This is a genomic window from Lichenicoccus sp., assembly GCF_965276875.1.
Lineage (GTDB): Bacteria > Pseudomonadota > Alphaproteobacteria > Acetobacterales > Acetobacteraceae > Lichenicoccus.
The window spans coordinates 2,246,835-2,270,096 of record NZ_OZ255701.1 but is presented as its reverse complement, the minus strand read 5'-3'; the positions used below and the strand labels follow the sequence as shown (position 1 = coordinate 2,270,096).

The 23,262-nt window shown below is 67.3% G+C and carries 21 protein-coding genes; 20 read left to right on the top strand and 1 reads right to left on the bottom strand.

The annotated features are described in order from the left end of the window. Positions 1–903 carry a cobalamin B12-binding domain-containing protein gene (locus tag ACQY4K_RS10980; RefSeq protein WP_428390249.1) on the bottom strand — a complete coding sequence of 301 codons (903 nt, stop codon included), beginning with the start codon at positions 901–903 and terminating at the stop codon, positions 1–3. A gap of 191 nt (positions 904–1,094) precedes the next feature. On the opposite strand from ACQY4K_RS10980, the gene bchF reads away from it, so the two are divergent. From bchF to groL, 20 genes are all read left to right on the top strand, one after another. Further along, complete coding sequence (gene bchF, locus ACQY4K_RS10975) at positions 1,095–1,580, top strand: 2-vinyl bacteriochlorophyllide hydratase (RefSeq protein ID WP_428390248.1); 486 nt, start codon at positions 1,095–1,097, stop codon at positions 1,578–1,580. Then, positions 1,577–2,809: a ferredoxin:protochlorophyllide reductase (ATP-dependent) subunit N gene (locus tag ACQY4K_RS10970; protein WP_428390247.1), complete on the top strand. Its 1,233-nt coding sequence runs from the start codon at positions 1,577–1,579 to the stop codon at positions 2,807–2,809. Before bchF ends, ACQY4K_RS10970 begins: the two co-directional genes overlap by 4 nt. A gap of 3 nt (positions 2,810–2,812) precedes the next feature. Continuing rightward, the gene (gene bchB / locus ACQY4K_RS10965) at positions 2,813–4,315 is read left to right on the top strand and encodes a ferredoxin:protochlorophyllide reductase (ATP-dependent) subunit B (protein ID WP_428390246.1); all 1,503 of its coding nucleotides are present in this window, start codon (positions 2,813–2,815) and stop codon (positions 4,313–4,315) included. Next, positions 4,287–7,907 (top strand): magnesium chelatase subunit H, encoded by a 3,621-nt coding sequence (locus ACQY4K_RS10960; protein ID WP_428390245.1) that lies wholly within the window; start codon positions 4,287–4,289, stop codon positions 7,905–7,907. The genes bchB and ACQY4K_RS10960 overlap by 29 nt, the downstream gene beginning before the upstream one ends. Continuing rightward, entirely contained in the window at positions 7,904–8,812 is a 909-nt protein-coding gene (bchL, locus tag ACQY4K_RS10955) for a ferredoxin:protochlorophyllide reductase (ATP-dependent) iron-sulfur ATP-binding protein (protein WP_428390244.1), read from the top strand. Before ACQY4K_RS10960 ends, bchL begins: the two co-directional genes overlap by 4 nt. After that, positions 8,812–9,498, top strand: a complete 687-nt coding sequence (bchM, locus tag ACQY4K_RS10950; RefSeq protein ID WP_428390243.1) for a magnesium protoporphyrin IX methyltransferase — start codon at positions 8,812–8,814, stop codon at positions 9,496–9,498. The genes bchL and bchM overlap by 1 nt, the downstream gene beginning before the upstream one ends. Further along, positions 9,495–10,901, top strand: a complete 1,407-nt coding sequence (locus ACQY4K_RS10945) for a BCD family MFS transporter (protein ID WP_428390242.1) — start codon at positions 9,495–9,497, stop codon at positions 10,899–10,901. The genes bchM and ACQY4K_RS10945 overlap by 4 nt, the downstream gene beginning before the upstream one ends. Beyond that, the gene (gene puhA / locus ACQY4K_RS10940) at positions 10,895–11,680 is read left to right on the top strand and encodes a photosynthetic reaction center subunit H (protein ID WP_428390241.1); all 786 of its coding nucleotides are present in this window, start codon (positions 10,895–10,897) and stop codon (positions 11,678–11,680) included. The genes ACQY4K_RS10945 and puhA overlap by 7 nt, the downstream gene beginning before the upstream one ends. Continuing rightward, positions 11,677–12,351: a photosynthetic complex putative assembly protein PuhB gene (puhB, locus tag ACQY4K_RS10935; protein ID WP_428390240.1), complete on the top strand. Its 675-nt coding sequence runs from the start codon at positions 11,677–11,679 to the stop codon at positions 12,349–12,351. The genes puhA and puhB overlap by 4 nt, the downstream gene beginning before the upstream one ends. Before the next feature lie 4 nt (positions 12,352–12,355). Next, a complete protein-coding gene (gene puhC / locus ACQY4K_RS10930; RefSeq protein WP_428390239.1) occupies positions 12,356–12,811 on the top strand; it encodes a photosynthetic complex assembly protein PuhC in 456 nt (151 codons plus the stop codon). Then, complete coding sequence (locus ACQY4K_RS10925; protein ID WP_428390238.1) at positions 12,811–13,089, top strand: hypothetical protein; 279 nt, start codon at positions 12,811–12,813, stop codon at positions 13,087–13,089. The genes puhC and ACQY4K_RS10925 overlap by 1 nt, the downstream gene beginning before the upstream one ends. Beyond that, complete coding sequence (gene acsF / locus ACQY4K_RS10920; protein WP_428390237.1) at positions 13,086–14,162, top strand: magnesium-protoporphyrin IX monomethyl ester (oxidative) cyclase; 1,077 nt, start codon at positions 13,086–13,088, stop codon at positions 14,160–14,162. Before ACQY4K_RS10925 ends, acsF begins: the two co-directional genes overlap by 4 nt. A 13-nt stretch (positions 14,163–14,175) precedes the next feature. Beyond that, complete coding sequence (gene puhE, locus ACQY4K_RS10915; RefSeq protein WP_428390236.1) at positions 14,176–15,951, top strand: putative photosynthetic complex assembly protein PuhE; 1,776 nt, start codon at positions 14,176–14,178, stop codon at positions 15,949–15,951. A gap of 17 nt (positions 15,952–15,968) precedes the next feature. Then, positions 15,969–17,210 (top strand): 5-aminolevulinate synthase, encoded by a 1,242-nt coding sequence (gene hemA, locus ACQY4K_RS10910; RefSeq protein ID WP_428390235.1) that lies wholly within the window; start codon positions 15,969–15,971, stop codon positions 17,208–17,210. A gap of 17 nt (positions 17,211–17,227) precedes the next feature. Continuing rightward, positions 17,228–18,295 (top strand): magnesium chelatase ATPase subunit I, encoded by a 1,068-nt coding sequence (bchI, locus tag ACQY4K_RS10905; protein WP_428390234.1) that lies wholly within the window; start codon positions 17,228–17,230, stop codon positions 18,293–18,295. Beyond that, positions 18,295–19,992, top strand: a complete 1,698-nt coding sequence (locus ACQY4K_RS10900) for a magnesium chelatase subunit D (protein WP_428390233.1) — start codon at positions 18,295–18,297, stop codon at positions 19,990–19,992. The genes bchI and ACQY4K_RS10900 overlap by 1 nt, the downstream gene beginning before the upstream one ends. After that, positions 19,989–20,888 (top strand): alpha/beta fold hydrolase BchO, encoded by a 900-nt coding sequence (gene bchO, locus ACQY4K_RS10895; protein ID WP_428390232.1) that lies wholly within the window; start codon positions 19,989–19,991, stop codon positions 20,886–20,888. The genes ACQY4K_RS10900 and bchO overlap by 4 nt, the downstream gene beginning before the upstream one ends. A gap of 8 nt (positions 20,889–20,896) precedes the next feature. Next, complete coding sequence (locus ACQY4K_RS10890; RefSeq protein ID WP_428390231.1) at positions 20,897–21,127, top strand: hypothetical protein; 231 nt, start codon at positions 20,897–20,899, stop codon at positions 21,125–21,127. A 120-nt stretch (positions 21,128–21,247) separates the two neighbouring features. After that, positions 21,248–21,565, top strand: coding sequence for a co-chaperone GroES (gene groES / locus ACQY4K_RS10885; protein ID WP_428390230.1), 318 nt, complete (start codon positions 21,248–21,250; stop codon positions 21,563–21,565). A 28-nt stretch (positions 21,566–21,593) separates the two neighbouring features. Then, entirely contained in the window at positions 21,594–23,261 is a 1,668-nt protein-coding gene (groL, locus tag ACQY4K_RS10880) for a chaperonin GroEL (RefSeq protein ID WP_428390229.1), read from the top strand. Position 23,262 lies beyond the last annotated feature (1 nt).

Genomic DNA, 23,262 nt, shown 5'->3' with positions numbered 1-23,262 from the left:
TTACGGCGCGTGGGAGGGGCCGCGGTCGCAGGCGGCGGCCTTGGCTGGGCTGGACGTGGAGCGCGCAGTGGGGCGGGCCAACCGCCTGGTCAGCGCGGCGCGGCGCGCCTTGAGCAGCGCGAAGGCCCGGCGTACCGCTTCGGGCGCATCGCCGGCGGTGCCGTCGGCGCCTACCGCGGCGACGAACTCCGGACGCGCGAGAAAGATCGGTCCGCCGACCATGACCACGACGTCAGGGTTGTAGGCGCTGGCGCGGACCGCCGCGATGCAGGCGGCGAGCGCGCCGAGGACGCGTTCGCTGCCAGCGGAAAACCCCAGCACGTCGACCGGACGGGCCGCTACCTGGGCGGTGATCTGGGCAATCGTGGTCGCCAGCGGCAGGGCGACCTGCCAGCCCTCCTTGCGGAAGAACTCCGCGAGCATCGACAGTCCGAAGCGGTGCTGCTCGCCCGGCGCCGTCACCAGCATCGCGGTGCGCGTGCGGCTCATCGCCGATGGACGGTTGGCGAAGGCCGGACGCAGAGCATTCATGATGCCGTGCAGCGTGGCGGTGCCGGCGGTCACGTCGATGAAGGAACAGAGGTCACGTTCCCAAAGGTCGCCCAGATGCCGCGCCGTCGGTGCCAAGGCGTGCAGGCAGATATCCTCCGCACTCATGCCACCGCTCGCCAGCCGATCGATACGCGCCTCGATCGCCCCGCGCGCAGCACCGATCAACTCGTCGGCGAAGGCCGCGACAAAATCCTCTCCGAGTACGCCTGTATCCGCCGGGACCGCGGACCGCGGCGCAAGAGGGGCTTCGAGCAGCGGCGGCGGCGCGTTGGCTTCGCGCTGCCGGGCCTCGTGCGCCGCGAGCAGTCGTGGCACGATTTCGGACTCGACGACGTTCGCAATCGCAGACAAGCTCGCGTGCGTAGGTGCCGTTGTGGGTGCTCTGGGCTTCTGACTCGACAGCGCCACGGGCATCGCTCCTTGCCTCGGCAGGATCAAACACGCTTCCGCACGGAACTGTCAACTAAGCCTTACGTCAGTCTGGCTTGACAGTTTCTTGAGCGGAGCCCTAGCGTCAGATCACACCAGGACGTGAGCCAGCCGTGATCCGGACGGGACGATCGACCAGCATCAAGCCGCTCTACACGCCGGAACAGCGTCGACGTCGGGATGCTTCGCGCTGGACCCTGGTGCAGGGGCTGCTGGCGCCGTTGCAGTTCGCGGTGTTCCTGGTCAGCCTGTGCCTGGTGCTGCATGCGCTGGCAACCGGCCACGGTATCGCTGTCGCCTCCGCCTCGGTGCTCATCAAGACGCTGGTGCTCTACACCATCATGCTGACCGGCTCGTTCTGGGAACACGACGTCTACGGCCGCTATCTGTTCGCACCTGCCTTCTTCTGGGAGGACGCGGTCAGCATGCTCGTGCTGGCGCTGCACACCGCCTATGTCGCCTGCCTGCTGACCGGCTGGCTTGATCCCACCCGGATGCTGCTGCTGGCCCTGGTCGCCTACGCCAGCTACGTCATCAATGCCACGCAGTTCGTGCTCAAGCTGCGTGCCGCACGACGCGGCCTGGAGTGTGCGGCATGAACGCCGTAATACGCGAGCGCGGCCAGCGCGAAGTGTTCTGCGGCCTGACCGGTATCGTCTGGCTGCACCGCCGTATCCAGGACGCCTTCTTCCTGGTGGTGGGCTCGCGCACTTGCGCGCATCTGCTGCAATCCGCCGCCGGGGTGATGATCTTCGCCGAGCCGCGCTTCGCCACCGCGATCATCGAGGAGCGCGACCTCGCCGGACGCGCCGATGCCGACGAGGAGTTGAACCGCGTCGTCACCAGGCTGATCGAGCGCCGTCCCGACATCAAGCTGCTGTTCCTGGTCGGCTCCTGCCCGTCGGAAGTGATCAAGCTCGACCTCAATCGCGCCGCGCAACGTCTGTCCAGCCGTTTCCTGCCTGGTGTGCGGGTGCTGGCCTATTCCGGCAGCGGCATCGAGACCACCTTCACCCAGGGCGAGGATGCCTGCCTCGCCGCCCTGGTGCCGGAGATGCGCCAGGACGAGACCAAAGCGCTACTCGTCGCCGGCGCGCTGCCCGACATCGTCGAGGCGCAGATGAGCGACCTGTTCGCCCGCATCGGGCTCGGGCCGGTCGCCTTCCTGCCGCCGCGACGCGCCGCCGACCTGCCTGGCGTCGGCAGCGGCACCCGCCTGCTGCTGGCGCAGCCGTTCCTCGCCGACACCGCCCGCGCGCTGGAAGCACGCGGCGCCAGCCTGATCCCCGCACCGTTCCCGATCGGCGCCGAGGGCACCATGCTCTGGCTGCAGGCGGCGTGCGATGCGATGGGCGTCGATCTCGGCCGTCTCCGCAACGAGACCGCGACCGCGCTGGCCCGCGCGCAGGCGGCCACCGCCCGGCTGCGCGACAAGCTCGCCGGCAAGAGCGTGTTTTTGTTTCCCGACAGCCAGCTCGAAATCCCGCTGGCCCGCTTCCTCTCGCGCGAGATGGGCATGCGGCTGATCGAGGTCGGCACGCCGTATCTGCACCGCCAGCATCTCGCCGAGGAACTGGCCCTGTTGCCGCCCGACACCCAGATCAGCGAGGGCCAGGATGTCGAACGCCAGCTCGATCGCTGCCGCGCCGCACGTCCCGACCTGGTGGTCTGCGGGCTTGGCCTCGCCAATCCGCTGGAAGCGGAGGGCTTCGCCACCAAATGGTCGATCGAGCTGATGTTTTCGCCGATCCACGGCTTCGAGCAGGTCGGCGACCTCGCCAACCTGTTCATCCGTCCGCTGGCGCGTAGCGCCATGCTGGAGGTCTGAGCCATGCAGCTCACGCTCTGGACCTACGAGGGCCCACCGCATGTCGGCGCGATGCGTATCGCCACCGCCATGCGCGGCGTGCATTACGTGCTGCACGCGCCGCAGGGTGACACCTATGCCGACCTGCTGTTCACCATGATTGAGCGGCGCGACCGCCGGCCGCCGGTGACCTACACCACCTTCCAGGCACGCGATCTCGGCGGCGACACCGCCGGCCTGTTCAAGAACGCGGTGCGCGAGGCCTACGAGCGCTTCACCCCCGAGGCGATGCTGGTGGGTGCCTCCTGCACCGCCGAGCTGATCCAGGACGATCCGGGCGGCCTCGCCCGCGCACTCGACCTGCCGGTGCCGGTGGTCGCCCTCGAACTGCCGGCCTATCAGCGCAAGGAAAATTGGGGGGCGTCGGAGACCTTCTACCAGCTCGTGCGCGCCTTTGCCGGCCCCGCCCGCAAGCACGAGCCGGGCGACGTGCCGCGTTGCAACCTGCTCGGCCCGACCGCGCTCGGCTTTCGCCACCGCGACGATCTGCGCGAAATCACCGGCCTGATCGAGCGTCTCGGAGTCGTAATCAACGTCATTGCGCCCTGGCAAGCCAGCCCCGCCGATCTGGCCCGGCTTGGCGACGCCGATTTCAACATCGTGCTGTATCCGGAGATCGCCGACACCACCGCCCGCTACCTGGAGAAGCAGTTCGGCCAGCCCACCGTGCGCACGGTGCCGATCGGGGTTGGCGCCACGCGCGACTTCATCACCGAGGTCGCGCGCATCGCCGGCATCGACGCCGCACGCGCCGAGGAAAGCTGCAACCTGCCCTGGTACTCGCGCTCGGTGGACTCCACCTACCTCACCGGCAAGCGCGTGTTCATCTTCGGCGATGCGACGCATGCGATCGCGGCCGCACGCGTTGCGGTGCGCGAGCTCGGCTTCGAGCTTGTGGGCCTGGGCACCTACAGCCGCGAGTTCGGTCGCGAAATACGCGCCGCCGCCGCCGAGTACAACCTCGAAGCACTGATCACCGACGATTATCTCGAAGTCGAGGCGCGCATCGCCGCTCTGCAGCCGGAGCTGGTGCTCGGTACGCAGATGGAGCGCCACGTCGCCAAGAAGCTCGGCGTGCCGTGCGCGGTGATCTCTGCCCCGGTGCATGTGCAGGATTTCCCTGCACGCTTCTCGCCGCAGATGGGCTTCGAGGGTGCCAACGTCCTATTCGACAGCTGGGTGCATCCGCTGATGATGGGCCTGGAGGAGCATCTGATCGGGATGTTCCGCGAAGATTTCGAGTTCACCCCGGACTCCGCTCCCTCGCATCTGGCACCGGCCCCTGCCGTGCCAACACCCAACATGACCCTGGTCTGGGCGCCTGACGCCGAGCGCGAGCTGGGTCGTATTCCGTTCTTCGTGCGCGGCAAGGCTCGCCGCAACACGGAACATTTCGCGCGCGAACAAGGACTCGCGACGATCACTCTCGAGGCATTGTATGATGCAAAAGCGCATTTCGCCCGTTGAGATGACCGCACCAGCGGTGCCGATCCGGGTCGTCATCGTGACGATGGACAGCCACCTGGCGCAGGCCGCGTCGCTTGCACGGGATACGCTGAGACGCGAACTGCCCGGTCTGGAACTTGCAGTCCACGCCGCGGACGAATGGGAAAGCGACAGCCGCGCCCTTGAAGCCTGCAACGAAGATATCGGCCGCGGCGACGTCGTCATCGCCACGATGCTGTTCCTCGACGACCACATCCGCGCGGTGCTGCCGGCCTTGCAGGCGCGTCGCGATGAGTGCGACGCCATCATGTGCTGCGTCTCCGGCAGCGAGATCGTCAAGCTGACCCGGCTGGGTCGTTTCGATATGAGCCGAGAGGCGCGCGGTCCGCTGGCGATGCTGAAAAAGCTACGCGGCGGCCGCGGCAAGTCTGGCCACGCCAGCGGCCGCGACCAGATGAAGATGCTGCGCCGGCTGCCCAAGCTGCTGCGCTACATTCCCGGCACCGCGCAGGACGTGCGCAGCTATTTCCTCGGCATGCAGTATTGGCTCGGCGGCTCAGAAGCCAACATCGCCAACCTGCTACGCCTGCTGATCGACCGTTACGCCGCCGGGCCGCGCGCGGTGCTGCGCGGCACGCTGATGGTCGCGGAGCCGGTCGAATATCCCGATGTCGGTCTGTACCATCCGCGCATGAAAACGCCGATCGCGACCGACTTGCGCGATCTTCCTGGCCGCGGCATGAGCCCGAAGGGCACCGTCGGCCTGCTGCTGATGCGCTCCTACGTTCTGGCCGGCAACGCCGCGCATTATGACGGCGTGATCGCGGCGATGGAGGCCCGCGGGCTGCGGGTGATCCCGGCCTTTGCCTCGGGACTCGACCAGCGTCCGGCGATCGAGGCCTATTTCATGGCCGACGGCGCGGCCAGCGTCGACGCCGTCGTCTCGCTCACCGGGTTCTCGCTCGTCGGCGGCCCCGCCTACAACGATGCGAATGCCGCCCAGGACATGCTGGGCCGCCTCGATGTGCCCTATCTCGCGGCGCACCCGCTCGAATTCCAGACGATCGAGCAGTGGGACGCGGATGCGCGGGGCCTGCTGCCGGTGGAAGCGGCGATGATGGTGGCGATTCCGGAACTGGATGGTGCCACCTGCCCGATGACCTTCGGCGGCCGTTCGGAAGCGTCCGGCGACGGGCGCCGCCAGATGGCAGCACATGCCGAGCGCGCGAGCATGCTGGCGGCGCGCGCCGCCAAGCTGGTGGCGCTGCGACGCAGCGAGCGGGCGCAGCGCCGGCTTGCCATCGTGCTGTTCAATTTCCCGCCGAACGCGGGCGCCACCGGCACCGCCGCCTATCTGTCGGTGTTCGAATCCCTCCACCGCACGCTCAAGGGCCTGGCCGAGGGCGGCTATGACGTCGAGGTTCCGACCGACGTCGACGCCCTGCGCACGCGGGTGCTCGAAGGCAACGCCGCACGCTACGGTGTTGACGCCAACGTCGCGGCCCGCGTGCCGGCCGCCGATCACGTCCGGCGCGAGACTTGGCTCGGCGAGATCGAGAAGCACTGGGGGGCTGCCCCCGGACGGCAGAACAGCGACGGCAGCCATATCCTGATCCTTGGCGTGCAGCTCGGGAATGTGTTCGTCGGCATCCAGCCTGCCTTCGGCTACGAGGGCGATCCGATGCGGCTGTTGTTCGAGCACGGGTTCGCGCCGACGCATGCCTTCTCGGCCTTCTATCGCTGGCTGCGCGAGGATTTCGGCGCCCACGCGGTGCTGCATTTCGGCACTCATGGCGCGCTCGAATTCATGCCGGGCAAGCATGCCGGGCTTTCGGGGGCCTGCTGGCCCGACCGGCTAATCGCGGATTTGCCGAACTTCTATTTCTACGCCTCGAACAATCCCTCCGAGGGCGCGCTGGCCAAGCGCCGCTCGTGCGCCTCGCTGATCTCCTATCTGACGCCGCCGGTGGCGAGTGCCGGCCTGTATCGCGGCCTGCTCGACCTGAAATCCTCGATTGATCGCTGGCGCCAGCTTGAGCCGGACAGCGACGCCGAGCAGCGCCAGTCGCTGGAAATGCTGATCCAGGCGCAGGCCGCCTCCATCGACCTCGCGGACGCGGAGCCGGCCTGGGGAGAGACCGCCGCGTCGCGCATCGACCGCCTGCGTCTGTCGCTTCTCGAACTGGAGGAGACGCTGATCCCGCACGGCCTGCACATCATCGGCAGCCCACCGGACGCGCAGGCACGCAGCGAGATGATGGACGCCGCCGGCATCACCGATCCCGAGCGGCGCGCGGAGATCGACTCGCTGCTGGCCGTGGATCATGAAATCCCGGCGATGCTGCATGCGCTCGACGGCCGCTATTTGCGGCCGGCGCCGGGCGGCGATTTCCTGCGCACCCAGGAGGTGCTGCCGACGGGGCGCAATCTGCACGGGCTCGACCCGTTCCGTATCCCGAGCGCGTTTGCCGTCCAGGACGGTGCCAAGCAGGCCGACCGGCTGCTGGCGCGCCACGCCGAAAGCGGCAAGCCGCTGCCGGAGACCATCGCGATGGTGCTCTGGGGCACCGACAACCTCAAGACCGAGGGCGGACCGCTCGCCCAGGTGCTGTGGCTGTTCGGCGCCGAACCGCGCCATGACGGCTATGGCCGGCTGTGCGGCGCGCAACTGGTGCCCATGGCGCGCCTCGGCCGCCCGCGCATCGACGTCATGGTGACATTGTCCGGCATCTTCCGCGATCTGCTGCCGATGCAGACCCGCCTGCTGGCAGAGGCGGCGTTGCTCGCGGCCGAGGCCGACGAGGATCCTGCGCAGAACTTCGTGCGCAAGCACGCGCTGGCCTTTGTCGCCAACCACGGCGGCAGCATCGCCGACGCGGCGCTGCGGGTGTTCGGCAATGCCGAGGACGCGTACGGCTCGAACGTCAATCAGCTCATCGATCATGGCGGATGGAACGATGAGGGCGAGCTCGCCGAAGCTTTCGTCAAGCGCAAGGGTTTCGCCTACGGTGTGACCGGCAAGCCGAAGCGCCAGGACGCTCTGTTCGCGCAGATGCTCGGCACCGTCGAGGTGGCCTACCAGAATCTCGACTCCGTCGAGCTCGGCGTCACCACCATCGATCATTATTTCGACAGCCTCGGCGGCATCGGCAAGGCCGTGGCGCATGCCCGCGGCGAAAAGGCCGAGATCTATATCGGCGACCAGACCCGCGGCGGCGGTGTCGTGCGCACGCTCTCAGAGCAGGTCTCGCTGGAGACACGCACCCGCTCGCTCAATCCGAAATGGTACGAGCCGATGCTCGAACATGGGCATGAAGGCGTGCGGCAAATCGAGGCGCAGGTGATGAACACGCTCGGCTGGTCGGCGACGACCGGCGAAGTGGCACCCTGGATCTACCAGAAACTGACGGAGACGTTCGTGCAGGAAAAGTCCATGCGCGACCGACTTGCAGCGCTGAACCCGATCGCCTCGGCCCGCATCGTCGGCCGGCTGATCGAGGCCAGCGAGCGCAACTACTGGCTGCCCGACAACGACACGATGGACGATCTGCAACGCGCACGCGAAGAGCTGGAAGACCGGCTCGAAGGTGTTGCCATGGGAGAAGCGGCATGACCGTCATCACGAGACCCAAGCTCGATACCGGCTGCGGCACCTGCGGCGACGGCGAGGGCAGCGTGCAGGTGCGCATGGAGCAGCACACCAGGATCGGCACCGCCAAGGTGTTCGCGGTCTATGGCAAGGGCGGCATCGGCAAAAGCACGACCTCCTCGAACCTGTCGCTGGCGTTCGCCAAACTCGGCCAGCGGGTGCTGCAGATCGGCTGCGATCCGAAGCACGATTCCACCTTCACGCTGACCAAGCGGCTGATCCCGACGGTGATCGACGTGCTCGAAGGCGTGGACTTCCATCCCGAGGAGCTGCGCCCAGAGGACTTCGTCGTCGAGGGCACCGGCGGCGTGATGTGCGTCGAGGCGGGCGGCCCGCCGGCCGGCACCGGCTGCGGCGGCTACGTGGTCGGGCAGACGGTAAAGCTGCTCAAGGAGCATCATCTGCTCGAAGACACCGACGTGGTGATCTTCGACGTGCTCGGCGATGTGGTCTGTGGTGGCTTCGCGGCCCCCTTGCAGCATGCCGACCAGGCGCTGATTGTCGCTGCCAATGATTTCGACTCGATCTTTGCAATGAACCGCATCGTCGCCGCGATCGAGGCGAAGGCGCGCAACTACGATGTCCGGCTCGGCGGCGTGATCGTCAATCGCAGCGCCGAGACCGATCAGATCGATAAATATAACGCCGCGACCGGGCTCGGCACCCTGGCGCGGTTTCCCGATCTGGACGCCATACGCCGCTCGCGCCTGAAGAAGGCAACGCTGTTCGAGATGGACCCGACGCCGGAGATCGAAGCGGTGCAGAACGAATATCTGCGGCTGGCGGCGAGCCTGTGGGCCGGCGTGGCACCACTTTCGGCAAAGCCGCTGAAGGACCGGGACATCTTCGAGTTGCTTGGTTTCGAGTAATGAGCAGCGCCGTATACGAGCAGCGTCGCGCCGTATTGGAGGCGTATTTCGATCGCACGGCGTTCGAGGCCTGGTCGCGTCTGACGTCGGATGCGCCGCTGGGACGTATCCGCGCGACGGTGCGTGCCGGGCGCGATCGGATGCGGGCGACATTGCTCGACTGGCTGCCCGCGGACCTCTCCGGCTGCCGCGTGCTCGATGCCGGCTGCGGCACCGGCAGCCTTTCGGTGGAGGCGGCGCGCCGTGGTGCGGACGTGCTGGCCATCGATCTGTCGCCCACCTTGCTCGATCTCGCACGGACGCGCCTGCCAGCCGGCTTGCGCGGTTCGGTGCGGTTCCAGCCCGGCGACATGCTCGATGCATCGCACGGCCGCTTCGACCATGTCGTCGCGATGGATAGCCTGATTCATTATCCGGCGCGTGAGATGGCCGGCGCCGTCGCAGCGCTGGCCGCGCGCAGCCGCGGTGCGGTGCTGTTCACGTTTGCGCCGCGCACCCCGGCCTTGTCGGTGATGCACACGGTGGGACGGGTGTTTCCGCGCGGCGACCGCGCGCCCGCGATCGAGCCGGTCTCGGCCCGCAAGATCACGCGCCTGTTGCGCGCATCGGGCTTGACGACGGCGCGCACGCAGCGGATCGCTTCGGGTTTCTACACGTCGCAGGCACTGGAGGTGCTTGTGTCATGAAGATGCAGGCCTGGAACCGGATTGGCGTGCGTTATCTGCCGATCCGTGAGAGCCAATCCAACGACCTGCCGATCCGGCGGTTGTTGCGGCTGTCGATGTTCCAGGTCTCCGTCGGCATGACTCTGGCGCTGGTGATCGGCACGCTGAACCGGGTGATGATCGTCGAACTCGGCGTGCCGGCCTGGCTCGTCGCGGTGATGGTGGCGGTGCCGCTGCTGCTGTCGCCGTTCCGTGCGATCATCGGCTTTCGCTCCGACACCCATACCTCTCTGCTCGGCTGGCGCCGGGTGCCTTATCTATGGATCGGCACGATGCTGCAGTTCGGCGGTCTCGCGATCATGCCGTTCGCGTTGCTGCTGCTGAACGGCGACAGCCATGGCCCGCGTATTGCCGGGCCCGTCGCTGCCGGCTTCGCCTTTTTGCTGGTGGGCGTCGGGCTGCATACGGTGCAGACGGTGGGCCTCGCACTCGCCACCGACATCGTGCCGCAGCGTTCGCGGCCGCCAGTCGTGACGCTGCTCTGCGTGATGATGCTGGTCGGCATCCTTGCCAGTTCGCTGATCTTCGGTTTGCTGCTTGCGCATTTCAGCGAAGAGCGGCTGATCCAGGTGGTGCAGGGGGCGGCAACGGTGGCGATGGCGCTCAACATCGTGGCCCTGTGGAAGCAGGAGCCGCGCAGCGCCTCGACAGTGATCCCGGCGACCCATGCGCCACGCTTCCGCGAAGCCTGGAGCATCGCGTCACGCGAGCCGGATGCGCGCCGGCGTCTGGTGGCGGTCTGGTTCGGCACCTTCGCGTTTGGCCTGCAGGATGTGCTGCTGGAACCGTATGGCGGCCAGGTGCTGCATCTGCCGGTGAGTGCGACGACGTCGCTGACCGCGCTGCTCGCGTTCGGCGGCATTGTCGGCTTCGTGCTTGCCGCCATCCTGCTGGCTCCCGGGCGCGACCGCTACCGGATTGCCGCCATCGGCACGCTGGAAGGCGCGTTTGCGTTCGCTCTGGTCATCACCTCGGCGCCGGCGCAGTCGGCGCTGCTGTTCGCCTCTGGTATTTTCGGCATCGGGCTCGGGGCCGCGATGTTCCTGGTCGGCACGCTGGCTGGCGCGATGGACGCCTCGCGCGGCGGACGCAACGGCCTCGCACTCGGCACCTGGGGTGCGGTGCAGGCGTTCGCCGCGGGTGGCGCTATCGCCGCGGGTGGCGTGCTGCGGGATACCATCTCGTGGATTGCCAATGACGGCCATTTCGGGGTCGTGCTGCAGGGGCCCGCGGTCGGCTACCAGGCGGTCTACTTGCTTGAGATTGCGCTGCTGTTCGCCACTCTGGTGGCACTCGGGCCGCTGGTCCGCTTCAACAACTCCGTTGCTTCCTACTCGTCCAAAAAGGAAATCAGGCCATGCTGACAGGCGCCCTGACCGGCTATGTCGATGTCGCCCAAGTCGTGCTCTACGTGTTTTGGGCATTCTTCGCCGGACTCATCTTCTACATCCAGCGCGAGAGCCATCGTGAAGGCTATCCGGTGGTCTCCTCGATTCCCGGAGAGACCGAAACCGTAACCAGCAACGGCTTTCCGTTTCCCACGCCAAAGGAGTTCAGGCTGTATCATGGCGGCGTCGCCTATGCGCCGCCTGGCAGCAAGCCGCGCTTCCCGCAGGGTGCCGTGTCCGCCTCGAACTTCCCGGGCGCGCCGCTGATACCGACCGGAAACCCGCTGATCGACGGGATCGGGCCGGCCTCCTATGCCTTCCGTGACGACGAACCCGACCTCACCATCGACGGCCAGAACAAATTCAAGCCGCTGCGCGTGGCCCTGGAATATCGGGTCGATCCGCGTGAGCCGCACCCGCAGGGGATGCGGGTAATCGCCGCCGACGGCCTCGATATCGGCAGCGTCATAGACGTTTGGATCGACGAGGTCGAGCATGAGATCGTCTATCTCGAGGTAGAACTCGACAACGTTGCCGTCAGCCCACGCGTATTGGTGCCGCAGATGTATGTCCGCTATCGCAAGCGGGAGCGTCAGGTGTTCGTGCGCGCGCTGGCGGCCGTGCAGTTCCGCGACGTGCCGCGCACGCGTCACCCGGACATCGTCACCCGTCTCGAGGAGGACAAGATCGTGGGCTATTTTGGTGGCGGCAGCACGCTCTACGGCATGCCCGGCCGTGCGGGACCATTCCTGTGAGCAGCCGCATCAGAGTCGTCCGCGACGGTGTCGGGCAGCGGCCGTATGGCCTGCCCGGCCCGCTTCCCGAGGGCGAGACCATGCTGTGGCAGGGTGCGCCGGATACCATGGCGCTGGCGCGGCGGGCGATGCACGTGCGCAAGATCGCGGTGTATTTCGCCATCCTTGCCGCCTGGTGCGCCGGATCGGCGTGGCTCTCGAACTCACCAAAGCTGTGGTGGTCGATGGTGGCGCTGATCGTGCTCGGTGCGATCGCGACCGGCATGCTGACGCTGTTCGCCTATCTGGTCTCGCGCACCACCGTCTACACGCTGACCGATAAGCGAGTGGTGCTGAAGATCGGCGTCGCTTTGTCGATGAGCATCAACCTGCCGTTCTGCTCGATCGATGCGGCGTCGGTGCGGCTCTATCCCGACGGCAGCGGCGATATTCCGCTGCGTCTGACCGGTCTGACCCGCATGGGGATCACCTTGCTCTGGCCGCATGTGCGGCCGTGGAGCCTGCGCCAGGTGCAGCCCATGCTGCGCTGCATTCCCGACGCGGCCAGGGTGGCGAGCCTGCTATCGCGGTCGCTCGCGGCCAGCGCTGGCCAGAGCGTGCCGGCAGCGCCTGTTGCTGCAGGCGGGAAAAGTCCTGTGGACGCCGGCTTGCGCGCCTCGGTCGGAGCCTAGGGCGATGTCCAGCGCCGCCAGCCAGCCCGCCTTCCCATGGCCGCCGTTCATCGCGCTGATCGCGGTCGGCGTCATCGCCGTGGTCGCGGTCTGGCCGACCAGGCCGCTGCATGACGGTGCGAAGGTCGTCGCCAGTCGCGAGCTGCGCTTCGTGCTGCAGCCCGACGATTCGATGCAGGTCATCGACGCGAAAACCGACCGTGTCGCCGGTGTCGTGCCGACGATCCGCGACGGCTTCGTTCCCGGCATGCTGCACGGCATGGACATTATTCGCAAACATGACGGGGTCGCCAAGGACTTGCCCTACCGGATCACCGAAATGAGCGACGGACGGGTCCTGCTGATCGATCCGCCGACCAAGAGCGAGATCGATCTGGAAAGCTTCGGCAGCGCAAACGCTCAGCGCTTTGTCGCCTACCTGCGCTCCCAAGAGGGGCATAGCCAGGAAGGAACGCCCTGATGCAGACCATCGAGGCGACCTGCCTGGTCGAGATCGAGAAGACAGCGTCGAGCTTTCATGCCTACGCGATCCCGGAAGGTGTGGACATCCAACCCGGCGATAGCGTGTTGATCCATGATGCGCCGACCCGTGTTGGCTACGGTGAGACGATCTCACAACACTGCCGGATCACTGTCAGCCGGGCCGGCCCGATAGGGCGCGCCTGGACCCGGGCGATGTCCCTGTTCCAACTGACGGAACTCTACGAAGTCGGTTTCGAGGCGGGAGAGCCAAGATGAGCGAGACACTGACCAGGCCAGGGAATGCCAAGCCGGTCAATTCCAGCACGGAGGCTGCGCGCGAAGACACGGTGCTGTCGCCGCGCTTCTACACCACCGACTTCGCCTACATGGACAAGATCGATGTGGGCCTGGTGCGGCGCGAATGGGACGGCCTGCTCGCCGAACTCGGACGCGACCCGAACCACGATCATTTTCAGCGCGACGGCCGTTTCGATTGCGACCTCGACGCACTGCCGCCCGCTCTCAGGCAGGAATTCCTCGATTTCCTGGTCAGTTCGGTGACCGCGGAGTTCTCCGGCTGCGTGCTCTATGCCGAAATCAAAAAGCGGATCACCAATCCCGACATCAAGGCGCTGTTCAGCTACATGGCCCGCGACGAGGCGCGTCATGCCGGTTTCATCAACGACACGCTCAAGGATTTCGGCGTCGGCGTCGATCTCGGCTTCCTCGCCAAGGCCAAGAAATACACCTATTTCAAGCCAAAGTTCGTGTTTTACGCGACCTACCTTTCCGAGAAGATCGGCTACGCTCGCTACATCACCATCTTTCGCCAGCTCGAACGCAATCCCGACCGGCTGTTCCACCCGATCTTCTCCTGGTTCGAGAACTGGTGCGGCGACGAGTTCCGTCACGGCGAGGCGTTCGCGCTGCTGATGCGCGCCGACCCGAGCCTGTTGCGCGGCCGTAATACGCTCTGGATACGTTTCTTTCTGCTCGCCGTATTCGCGACGATGTATGTCCGCGACCATGCGCGTCCGGTGTTCCATGAAGCGCTGGGGCTCGACCCGACCGAGTACGACATGCAGGTGTTCCGCGTTACCCAGGAGATCTGCCGGCAGGTGTTCCCGGTGGCGCTCGATCTCGACGATCCGCGCTTTCATGCCGGCATGGAGCGCTTCCGGCGAATCACCGTCGCGATGGGCGCCACGCGCGCCCGTGGCGGTGCGGTCGGTCGCGTCAAGCGTGCCGGGCTGATGCTCGCGGCGGGTGCGAATTTCCTGCGCGTCTATACGCTTCCGCATCGTCGCCACACTATGCCGGCCGACGTGCGGCTGGCACCCTCCTGGTAGAAAGAACGCCGAGATGCTGCATCTCTATATCCTGCCGGCGTTGTTCGCCTTATTCACCTGGTGGCTCAGCACCGGGCTGATCATGTATCTCGACGGGCTGCCGCGCAGCACCTTCCGCTGGAGCATGCTGGGTGCGACGATACTGTTCGGCGTCTCGCTTTGGGGGTTGGCCGCATCCAGCACCGAGGTGACGGTGCGCGCCGCCTATTACGCCTTCACCTGCGGGTTGCTGGCCTGGGGCTGGCAGGAGATTTCGTTCTACATGGGCTACGTCACCGGTCCGCGTGGAGCACCCTGCCCGGAGGGCTGCCGCGGCTGGAAGCATTTCGGCCACGCGATCCAGACCAGCCTGTGGCACGAACTGGCGATCATCGCGGCCGGCGCAGCGGTGGTGGCGCTGACATGGCATGCGCCCAACCAGGTCGGCACCTGGACCTTCATGGTGCTGTGGTGGATGCACCAGAGTGCGAAGCTCAACGTGTTCCTGGGCGTGCGCAACCTCAACGAGGAGTTCCTGCCGGAGCATCTGCTGTTCCTGCGCGCGTTCCTGACCAAGAAGTCGATGAACCTGCTGTTCCCGATCTCGATCACCGTCTCGATGGTGATCATGGTACTTCTGGTGCAGGCCGCGACGGCGGCGCACGATACCGCGTTCGAGGCAGCGGGCTTCACCTTCCTTGCAACGATGATGGGGCTTGCAATCGTCGAGCATTGGCTGCTGATGCTGCCGCTGCCGGGGACCGCGCTATGGGGTTGGAGCCTGAAGTCACGCAAGGCGAGCGCGCCGTTTGATATCGAGGTGGTGGCCGGCTTCCTCGGCGCCGGCAAGACGACGTTTTTGCGCCACGCGATGGCGACCCGCGACAGCGGCACCGTAGTTCTGGTCAACGACTTCTCCTCGGTGGGGCTCGACGGCTCGCTGTTGCGCGAGCGCGGTGCCGAGGTAGTCGAACTGCCGAATGGCTGCATCTGCTGCTCGCTGAAAAAGGACTTGGCGACGCAGCTCAAGAGCATCGTGACACAGTTCGCGCCCAAGCGCGTGCTGATCGAGCCCAGCGGTGTCGCCGACCTTGCATCGCTGCTTGGCGCCCTGTCTGGTCCGGAGATGACGCCGCTGGTGCGCTCGCTGCATGTGACCACGCTGCTCGACGCCGGCGCCTTCCTGCGCGACTACGCCCGTATGACCTCGCATATCGAGGCGCAGGCACGGCTGGCGACGGTGCTGGTGATCAACAAGACCGACCTGGTCGCGCCGGCGACGGTGGCGATGATCGCAACCACCATCCGCTCGCTCAATCCGTCGGCGCAGCTCATGCAATCCACCTACGGCATCGCGGCGCCGCTTGCGGTGCAGGCGGTCGCGGCTCCGACCGTTCCGCAGGCGGCGCCGGTGCAGCATCACCATGACCATCATCATCATGACCACGATCACGATCATCACGATCATCACGGGCATGACCACGGGCACGACGCCGCGTTCGGTTTTGACTCCTGGAACGGTGCGCTGGTGGGCACTGTTGCTACCGAGCGCCTCGCCGACGTGCTCGACGACGTCACCACCGGCGCCTACGGTCAGATCGAGCGGCTGAAAGGCATCGCGCGGGCAGGCGGCGGCTGGATACGCTTCGACGTCGCCGGCGGCCGCGCCAGCATGTCGGCGTTTGCGGCGTCAAACGACGAGGCGGCACGGGTGATCGCCATCGGCCACCACCTGCAAGGCACCCGGCTGCAGGCGGCGTTCGACGCCTGCGCCCACGAAACCGACACACCACAGGAACAAGCGGCCTGAGCCGGAAGGAGCCGACCATGGACCACGAAGCCTTCTTCCAATGGAAACTCGACGGCTTGCGCCGCGACGGCAACTACCGTGTGTTCGCCGAGCTCGAGCGCCAGGCCGGTGCCTACCCGAAAGCCACGCTGCATGGCGCGGCACTGCTCGGCCGTAACGATGCGAGCACACCAGATGCGCGCGACGTGACGGTGTGGTGCTCGAACGACTATCTCGGCATGGGCCAGCATCCGACGGTGCTGGCGGCGATGCACGCCGCACTCGACCGCTTCGGTGCCGGCGCCGGCGGCACACGCAACATCTCCGGCACCAGCACCGTGCATGTCGCCCTTGAAGCGGAGCTTGCGGACCTGCACGGCAAGCAGGCGGCCCTGCTGTTCGGCTCCGGCTACATGTCGAACTGGACGACGCTGGGCACGCTCGCGTCATCCCTGCCGAACTGCGTGGTGCTGTCGGACGCGGGCAACCACGCCTCGATGATCGAGGGGATCAGGCACAGCCGTGCCGAGCGGCAGATCTTCGCGCATAACGATGCCGCCGACCTGCGCCGCCGGCTTGCCGCTTTGCCGGCCGAGGTGCCCAAGCTGGTGGCCTTTGAGAGCGTGTATTCGATGGACGGCGACGTCGCCCCGATCGGGGATCTGTGCGACGTGGCCGACGAATTCGGCGCGATGACCTATCTCGACGAGGTGCACGGCGTCGGCCTGTATGGACCCGAGGGGGCGGGGATCGCGGCGCGCGACGGGGTGGCGGACCGGCTGACGGTGATCGAAGGGACGCTGGCCAAGGCGTTCGGGGTGGTCGGCGGCTATATCGCGGCGTCCAGCCTGCTGTGCGACTTCGTGCGCTCGTTCGCGTCCGGCTACATCTTCACCACCGCGACACCGCCCGCGGTCGCCGCCGGCGCCCTGGCCTCGATCCGCGCGGTGCGTGCCGGCGATGAGTTGCGCGCACGCCACGCCGACCGTGTCGCCCGGGTGCGCCGCCGCCTCGATGACGCCGGCGTGCCGCACATGGCCAATCCGTCGCATATCGTACCGGTCATTGTCGGCGACGCGGTGCAGTGCCGGCTGCTGACCGACAGGCTGCTGTCGCATCACGGCATCTACGTGCAGCCGATCAACTACCCCACCGTGCCGCGCGGCACCGAGCGGCTGCGCATCACGCCGTCGCCGCTGCATAGCGACGACGACATCGACCACCTGGTCGAAAGCCTCAGCGCCGAATGGTACGCCTTCAGCCTCGCCCGGAGTGCGTAGATGCCCGGAGTGCGTAAATGAACGTCATCACCCCGGTCCGGCTGAACGCTGCCAAGCCTGACCTGGCCCCGCGACGCGTCTTTCCATTCACCGCCATCGTCGGTCAGGACGAGATGAAGCAGGCGCTGCTGCTGAGCGCGGTCGATCCCGGCATTGGCGGTGTGCTGGTGCTCGGTGATCGCGGCACCGGCAAGTCCACGGCGGTGCGGGCACTTGCCGGCCTGCTGCCGCAAATCCGCGTGGTTGAGGACTGCCCCTATGGCTGCGATCCGCAGGCGGACCGGCGCGGCTGCCCGCATTGCAGCACCAGCGCCCGCAAGCCGCGCACACGCATGGCGCGGGTGCCGACCGTGGATCTGCCGCTCGGCGCCACCGAGGATCGCGTGGTCGGGGCACTCGATCTGGAACGCGCTTTGACCGAGGGGGTAAAGGCGTTCGAGCCCGGACTGCTCGCGCGCGCGCATCGCGGCTTTCTTTACATCGACGAGGTCAACCTGCTCGAAGACCATCTGGTCGATTTGCTGCTGGATGTGGCTGCATCCGGCGAGAACGTGGTCGAGCGCGAGGGCCTGTCGGTGCGCCACCCGGCGCGTTTCGTTCTGGTCGGCAGCGGCAACCCGGAGGAGGGCGATCTGCGGCCGCAATTGCTCGACCGGTTCGGGCTTGCGGTTGAGGTGACGACGCCCACTGTGCTCGCCGACCGGGTCGAGGTGCTGCGACGGCGCGAGGCGTTCGACCGCGATCCGGCAGGTTTCGTCGAGACGTGGATTGCCGCGGAGACGACGCTGCGCGGGCAGATCGAGGCAGCCCGCGCGCGGGTGCAGCAGGTGCAAACGCCCGATGCGGTGCTGGAGCTGGCCGCGCGCCTGTGCCTGTCGCTCGGCACCGACGGGCTGCGCGGCGAGCTCTCGCTGTTGCGCGCCGGCAAGGCGCTCGCCTGCCTGGAGGGGGCCAGCGAACTTGGGGCTGCGCATCTGCGCGCGGTGGCGCTGCCGGCCTTGCGGCACCGGTTGCGTCGCAACCCGCTGGACGAGGCGGGGGCGGCGCCGAGGGTGGAACGGGCGCTCGCCGAGCTCGGTCCCTGATGAGCGAGCAGGCCGCACTGATCTGCCGCCTGTTTGCACTGGATCCGTCGGGATTGGTATTGCATCTGCGATCCCGCGCGGGCCCGTCTCGGGACGCGTTCGTGGCGGCATTGCGCGCTTCGCTGCCAACAGGCGCGCCGGTGCGGCGCTGTCCACTCGGTATCGGCGACGACCGTCTGCTCGGTGGCCTCGATTTGTCGGCGACGCTGGCTAGCGGTCACCGGGTGGCGCAGCGCGGCCTGCTCGCCGAGACCGACGGCGGCGTATTGCTTCTGCCGATGGCCGAGCGGCTGAGCCGCGACACCGCGGCGCGGCTATGCCTGGTGCTTGACCAGGGCGAATTGCTGACCGAGCGCGACGGCGTCGCCCTGCGGGCCGCCGCCCAGTTGGGCGCGGTGCTGCTCGACGAGGGGGTGGAGGACGAGACGCCCCCTGCCGCAATGCTGGAGCGAGCGGCGTTCCGGATCGCCGAGGAAGACCTCTCTGAGATTCCGATTATGGACCTCTCCGCAGCCAGGCGCTTGCTGCCGCAAGTGGCGTGCGAGGCGCGCATCCTGGAGGCGTTGTGCGCGACGTCGGACGCCTTTGGCATCGCCTCGCTACGGGCGCCGCTGCTCGCATTGCGTGTGGCCCGCACGGCGGCCGCCCTCGGCGGCAGGCTTGCCGTCAGTGAGGAGGATGCGACCCTCGCTGCCCGCCTGGTGCTGGCGTGGCGGGCGACCCGCATGCCGCATTCAGAAGCGCCACCAGCGCCGCAGGAACAGGAGCAGGACTCGCGGCAATCCGACAGCCCCGAAGACGCGCCGGAATACGAGTCCGAAGCCGACAACGGCATGGCGGAGCGCGTGGTCGAGGCGACCATCGCGTCGTTGCCTGCGGATCTGCTTGAGCGGCTGCAAGGGCAGGCGGCGGCCGGCGGCACGTCGGGCGGCGGCCGTTCCTCGGCGGCAAAGGTGCTGGCGACGCAGCATGGGCGGCCGTTGCCGGCGCGCGCCGGACGGCCGGAGCGCGGCAAGCGGCTGGCCGTGGTCGAGACCCTGCGCGCCGCCGCCCCCTGGCAACGCGTGCGCGGCGGCGGCGGTATCGGCCGGCGAATCGAGGTGCGCACCAGTGATTTCAGGATCACCCCGCGGGCGCAGACGCCGCGCAGTGTGGCGATCTTCGTCGTCGACGCGTCCGGTTCGGCGGCGCTGCACCGCCTGGCCGAAGCGAAGGGGGCGATCGAGCGGCTGCTGGCGGATTGCTACGTGCGACGCGACCGGGTGGCGCTGATCGCGTTTCGCGGCAAGACCGCCGAACTGCTGCTGCCGCCGACCTCCGCACTGACACGGGCGCGTCGCAGTCTCGCCGGCCTGCCGGGCGGCGGCGGCACGCCGATCGCGGCCGGCATCGACGCCGCCATCGCTCTGGGGATCGGCCTGCGCAAGCGTGGCGAGACGCCGCTGCTGGTGATGCTGACCGACGGCCGCGCCAACGTCACCGCCGCCGGCATCGGCGATCGCGCGCGGGCCACCCAGGAGGCCGCCGCCGCCGCCGCCCGGCTGCGCGGCTCTGGCATTGCCTCGCTGCTGGTCGACATTTCGCCGCGTCCGGAGGCGAAGGCCGAAGCGCTGGCCGGCTGCATGGGCGCACTCTATCTCAAGCTGCCCGACGCCCAGGCGCTGTCGGCGGCCATGCGCAACGCTGCGGCGGCATGATCGGCCGTCTCGACTGGGATCGCGACGGCGCCGACTGGCCAAACCGTCAGGCCAGCCGGTTCATGCGCGCGGCCGGCCTGCGATGGCATGTGCAGGAGGCCGGGCGCGGACCAAACATCCTGCTGCTGCACGGCACTGGGGCTGCGACACACTCCTGGCGCGCGCTGCTGGGCTTGCTCGCGACGCATGGACGGGTGCTGGCGCCGGACCTGCCTGGCCACGGCTTTACCGATGTGCCACAACCCGGGCGGATGTCGTTGCCGGCGATGTCGCACTTGCTCGGCGGACTGCTGGACCGGCTAGAGTTCACGCCGGATGTGGTCGTCGGCCATTCCGCCGGTGCCGCGATCGCCGCCCGCATGTGCCTCGACGGGCTAATCCGCCCGCGGGCCTTGTTCAGCCTGAATGGCGCGCTGATGCCGATTGCGGGACACGCCTCGCTGGTCTTCCCGGCCGCGGCCCGGGTGCTCGCGCAGACCAGGGTGGTGCCTTGGATATTCTCGCTGCACGCCAGCAACCGTGACCTGGTGAGCCGCATGCTCGGCAATACCGGATCGCGCCTCGATGACGCCGAGCTCGTGCATTACCGCCGGCTGCTGCGCAATCCGGGGCACGTCTCGGCGGCGCTGCAGATGATGGCGCATTGGGACCTCGCCGCTCTCGCGGCCGATCTGCCACGACTGGATGTGCCGGTGACGCTGGTGGTTGGCAGCAACGATCGGATGATCCCGCCCGGTGACGCCGACAAGCTGCGCGCGATCCTGCCGCAGGCGCGTAAGGTGACGCTCGACGGGCTTGGCCATCTTGCGCACGAGGAGCAACCCGCGACCGTCGCCGCCGTGATCGCGGCGTTCCTCGCCGATCTGCGGGCGCCGCAAGCCGTCGTCGTCGCGTGATCCTCCTGGTGGATGGCATTCTCTGCCTGGTGGTGCTGGAGGCGGCCGGCTTGGTGCTGCTGCACCGGCATACCCGTCGCGGGCCGCCGCCGCGGCTTGTCCTGAGTACGTTGGCCGCCGGCTTCTGCCTGCTGCTGACGACGCGCCTGGCGCTAGGCCACGCGCCCTGGTTCGTGCTGTGCGGGGTGCTGTTCGCCTCGCTCTGCGCGCATGCGGCGGATTTGCGCGCGCGCTGGTGATAGAGGGGGGCTGGCACTCCATAAGCCGGAGTGCTAGGACAACCTCCATCCGGCAGACGGCCCGCCAGGAATTCCGGCGGCGCCAAGCCGATGTCTCCTCGTTAGTTCAGGACAAAAAACATGAAGTTTCGTCCCCTACACGACCGTGTGGTCGTCCGTCGCATCACCGCCGAAGAGAAGAGCAAGGGCGGCATCATCATCCCTGACACCGTCAAGGAAAAGCCGATGGAGGGCGAGATCGTCGCCGTCGGCCCGGGTGCCCGCAACGAGCAGGGCGCGATCGTCGCCCTGGAAGTGAAGTCCGGCGACCGGGTGCTGTTTGGCAAATGGTCCGGCACCGAGGTGAAACTCGATGGCGAGGAGCTCCTGATTATGAAGGAGAGCGACATCATGGGCATCGTCGAAGTCGGCGCCGCCGACAGCAAGATCGCAGCCTGACCTCTCCACAGAAAAGAAAGAAAACAAAATGGCCAGTAAAGATGTGCGCTTCGGCGCTGACGCACGCAGCCGCATGTTGCGCGGCGTCGATATTCTCGCCGACGCGGTGAAGGTGACGCTCGGACCCAAGGGCCGCAATGTCGTCATCGACAAGAGCTTCGGCGCGCCACGCATCACCAAGGACGGCGTCGCGGTTGCCAAGGAAATCGAGCTTTCCGACAAGTTCGAGAACATGGGCGCGCAGATGGTGCGCGAAGTCGCCAGCAAGACCAACGACATTGCCGGTGACGGCACCACCACCGCGATCGTACTCGCGCAGTCGATCATCCGTGAGGGCGGCAAGGCGGTGTCCGCCGGCATGAACCCGATGGACGTCAAGCGCGGCATTGATCGGGCCGTTGCCGCCGTCGTCGAGGAACTCGGCAAGCGCACCCGCAAGATCAGCACCGAGGCGGAGACCGCCCAGGTTGGCACGATCAGCGCCAATGGCGAGGCCGAGATCGGCCGGATGATCGCCGAGGCCATGCAGAAGGTCGGCAACGAGGGCGTGATCACCGTCGAGGAGGCCAAGGGCATCCAGACCGAACTCGACGTGGTCGAGGGCATGCAGTTCGACCGCGGCTACATGAGCCCGTACTTCATCACAAACGCCGAGAAGATGACGGCGCAGCTCGACGACCCGTACATCCTGCTGCATGAGAAGAAGCTATCCAGCCTGCAGACATTGCTGCCGTTGCTCGAGGCGGTCGTGCAGTCGGCCCGGCCGCTGCTGATCATCGCCGAAGACGTCGAGGGCGAGGCGCTCGCGACACTCGTCGTCAACAAGCTGCGTGGCGGCCTGAAGGTGGCGGCCGTGAAGGCGCCGGGCTTCGGAGACCGGCGCAAGGCGATGCTCGAGGACATCGCAATCCTCACCGGCGGCACCGTGATCAGCGAAGATCTCGGCATCAAGTTGGAGACCGTCACGCTCGACATGCTCGGCCGCGCCAAGAAGGTGCTGATCGAAAAGGAGACGACCACGATCGTCGAAGGCGTCGGCAAGAGCGAGGACATCAAGGGCCGTTGCGCGCAGCTCAAGGCGCAGGTCGAGGAGACCACCTCGGACTACGACCGCGAGAAGCTGCAGGAGCGGCTGGCCAAGCTCTCCGGCGGTGTCGCCGTGATCCGCGTCGGCGGCTCGACCGAGGTCGAGGTGAAGGAGCGCAAGGACCGCGTTGACGACGGCCTGCATGCGACGCGCGCGGCCGTCGAGGAAGGCATTGTCCCAGGCGGCGGCGTGGCTTTGGCACGCGCGTCGTTGGTGTTGGGCGACCTGAAGGCCGACAACGACGATCAGCGCGTCGGCATTGAGGTGGTCCGCAAGGCCCTGCATGCGCCAATGCGTCAGATCAGCCAGAACGCGGGCGAGGATGGTGCGGTGGTCTCCGGCAAGGTGCTTGAGAACGCCGACTATAACTTCGGCTTCGATGCGCAGAGCGGCCACTACAAGGATATGGTCGCCGCCGGAATCATCGACCCGACCAAGGTCGTGCGCTCGGCACTGCAGCATGCGTCGTCGATCGCGTCGCTGATGATCACCACCGAGGCGATGGTGGCCGAGCGTCCCGAGAAGTCCGCACCGATGGGCGGCGGCGGCGGTGGCGGCGGCATGGGTGGAATGGGCGGCATGGGTGGCATGGGCGGAATGGATTTCTGAT

What these genes read in the sequence shown, in the direction of transcription:
- puhA (WP_428390241.1), top strand. Translation starts at nt 10,895, where the DNA reads ATGCTGACAGGCGCCCTGACCGGCTATGTCGATGTCGCCCAAGTCGTG.
- groL (WP_428390229.1), top strand. Translation starts at nt 21,594, where the DNA reads ATGGCCAGTAAAGATGTGCGCTTCGGCGCTGACGCACGCAGCCGCATG.
- ACQY4K_RS10900 (WP_428390233.1), top strand. Translation starts at nt 18,295, where the DNA reads ATGAGCGAGCAGGCCGCACTGATCTGCCGCCTGTTTGCACTGGATCCG.
- bchB (WP_428390246.1), top strand. Translation starts at nt 2,813, where the DNA reads ATGCAGCTCACGCTCTGGACCTACGAGGGCCCACCGCATGTCGGCGCG.
- bchL (WP_428390244.1), top strand. Translation starts at nt 7,904, where the DNA reads ATGACCGTCATCACGAGACCCAAGCTCGATACCGGCTGCGGCACCTGC.
- ACQY4K_RS10960 (WP_428390245.1), top strand. Translation starts at nt 4,287, where the DNA reads ATGATGCAAAAGCGCATTTCGCCCGTTGAGATGACCGCACCAGCGGTG.
- puhC (WP_428390239.1), top strand. Translation starts at nt 12,356, where the DNA reads ATGTCCAGCGCCGCCAGCCAGCCCGCCTTCCCATGGCCGCCGTTCATC.
- groES (WP_428390230.1), top strand. Translation starts at nt 21,248, where the DNA reads ATGAAGTTTCGTCCCCTACACGACCGTGTGGTCGTCCGTCGCATCACC.
- ACQY4K_RS10945 (WP_428390242.1), top strand. Translation starts at nt 9,495, where the DNA reads ATGAAGATGCAGGCCTGGAACCGGATTGGCGTGCGTTATCTGCCGATC.
- ACQY4K_RS10970 (WP_428390247.1), top strand. Translation starts at nt 1,577, where the DNA reads ATGAACGCCGTAATACGCGAGCGCGGCCAGCGCGAAGTGTTCTGCGGC.
- bchM (WP_428390243.1), top strand. Translation starts at nt 8,812, where the DNA reads ATGAGCAGCGCCGTATACGAGCAGCGTCGCGCCGTATTGGAGGCGTAT.
- puhE (WP_428390236.1), top strand. Translation starts at nt 14,176, where the DNA reads ATGCTGCATCTCTATATCCTGCCGGCGTTGTTCGCCTTATTCACCTGG.
- bchO (WP_428390232.1), top strand. Translation starts at nt 19,989, where the DNA reads ATGATCGGCCGTCTCGACTGGGATCGCGACGGCGCCGACTGGCCAAAC.
- bchI (WP_428390234.1), top strand. Translation starts at nt 17,228, where the DNA reads ATGAACGTCATCACCCCGGTCCGGCTGAACGCTGCCAAGCCTGACCTG.
- ACQY4K_RS10925 (WP_428390238.1), top strand. Translation starts at nt 12,811, where the DNA reads ATGCAGACCATCGAGGCGACCTGCCTGGTCGAGATCGAGAAGACAGCG.
- acsF (WP_428390237.1), top strand. Translation starts at nt 13,086, where the DNA reads ATGAGCGAGACACTGACCAGGCCAGGGAATGCCAAGCCGGTCAATTCC.
- hemA (WP_428390235.1), top strand. Translation starts at nt 15,969, where the DNA reads ATGGACCACGAAGCCTTCTTCCAATGGAAACTCGACGGCTTGCGCCGC.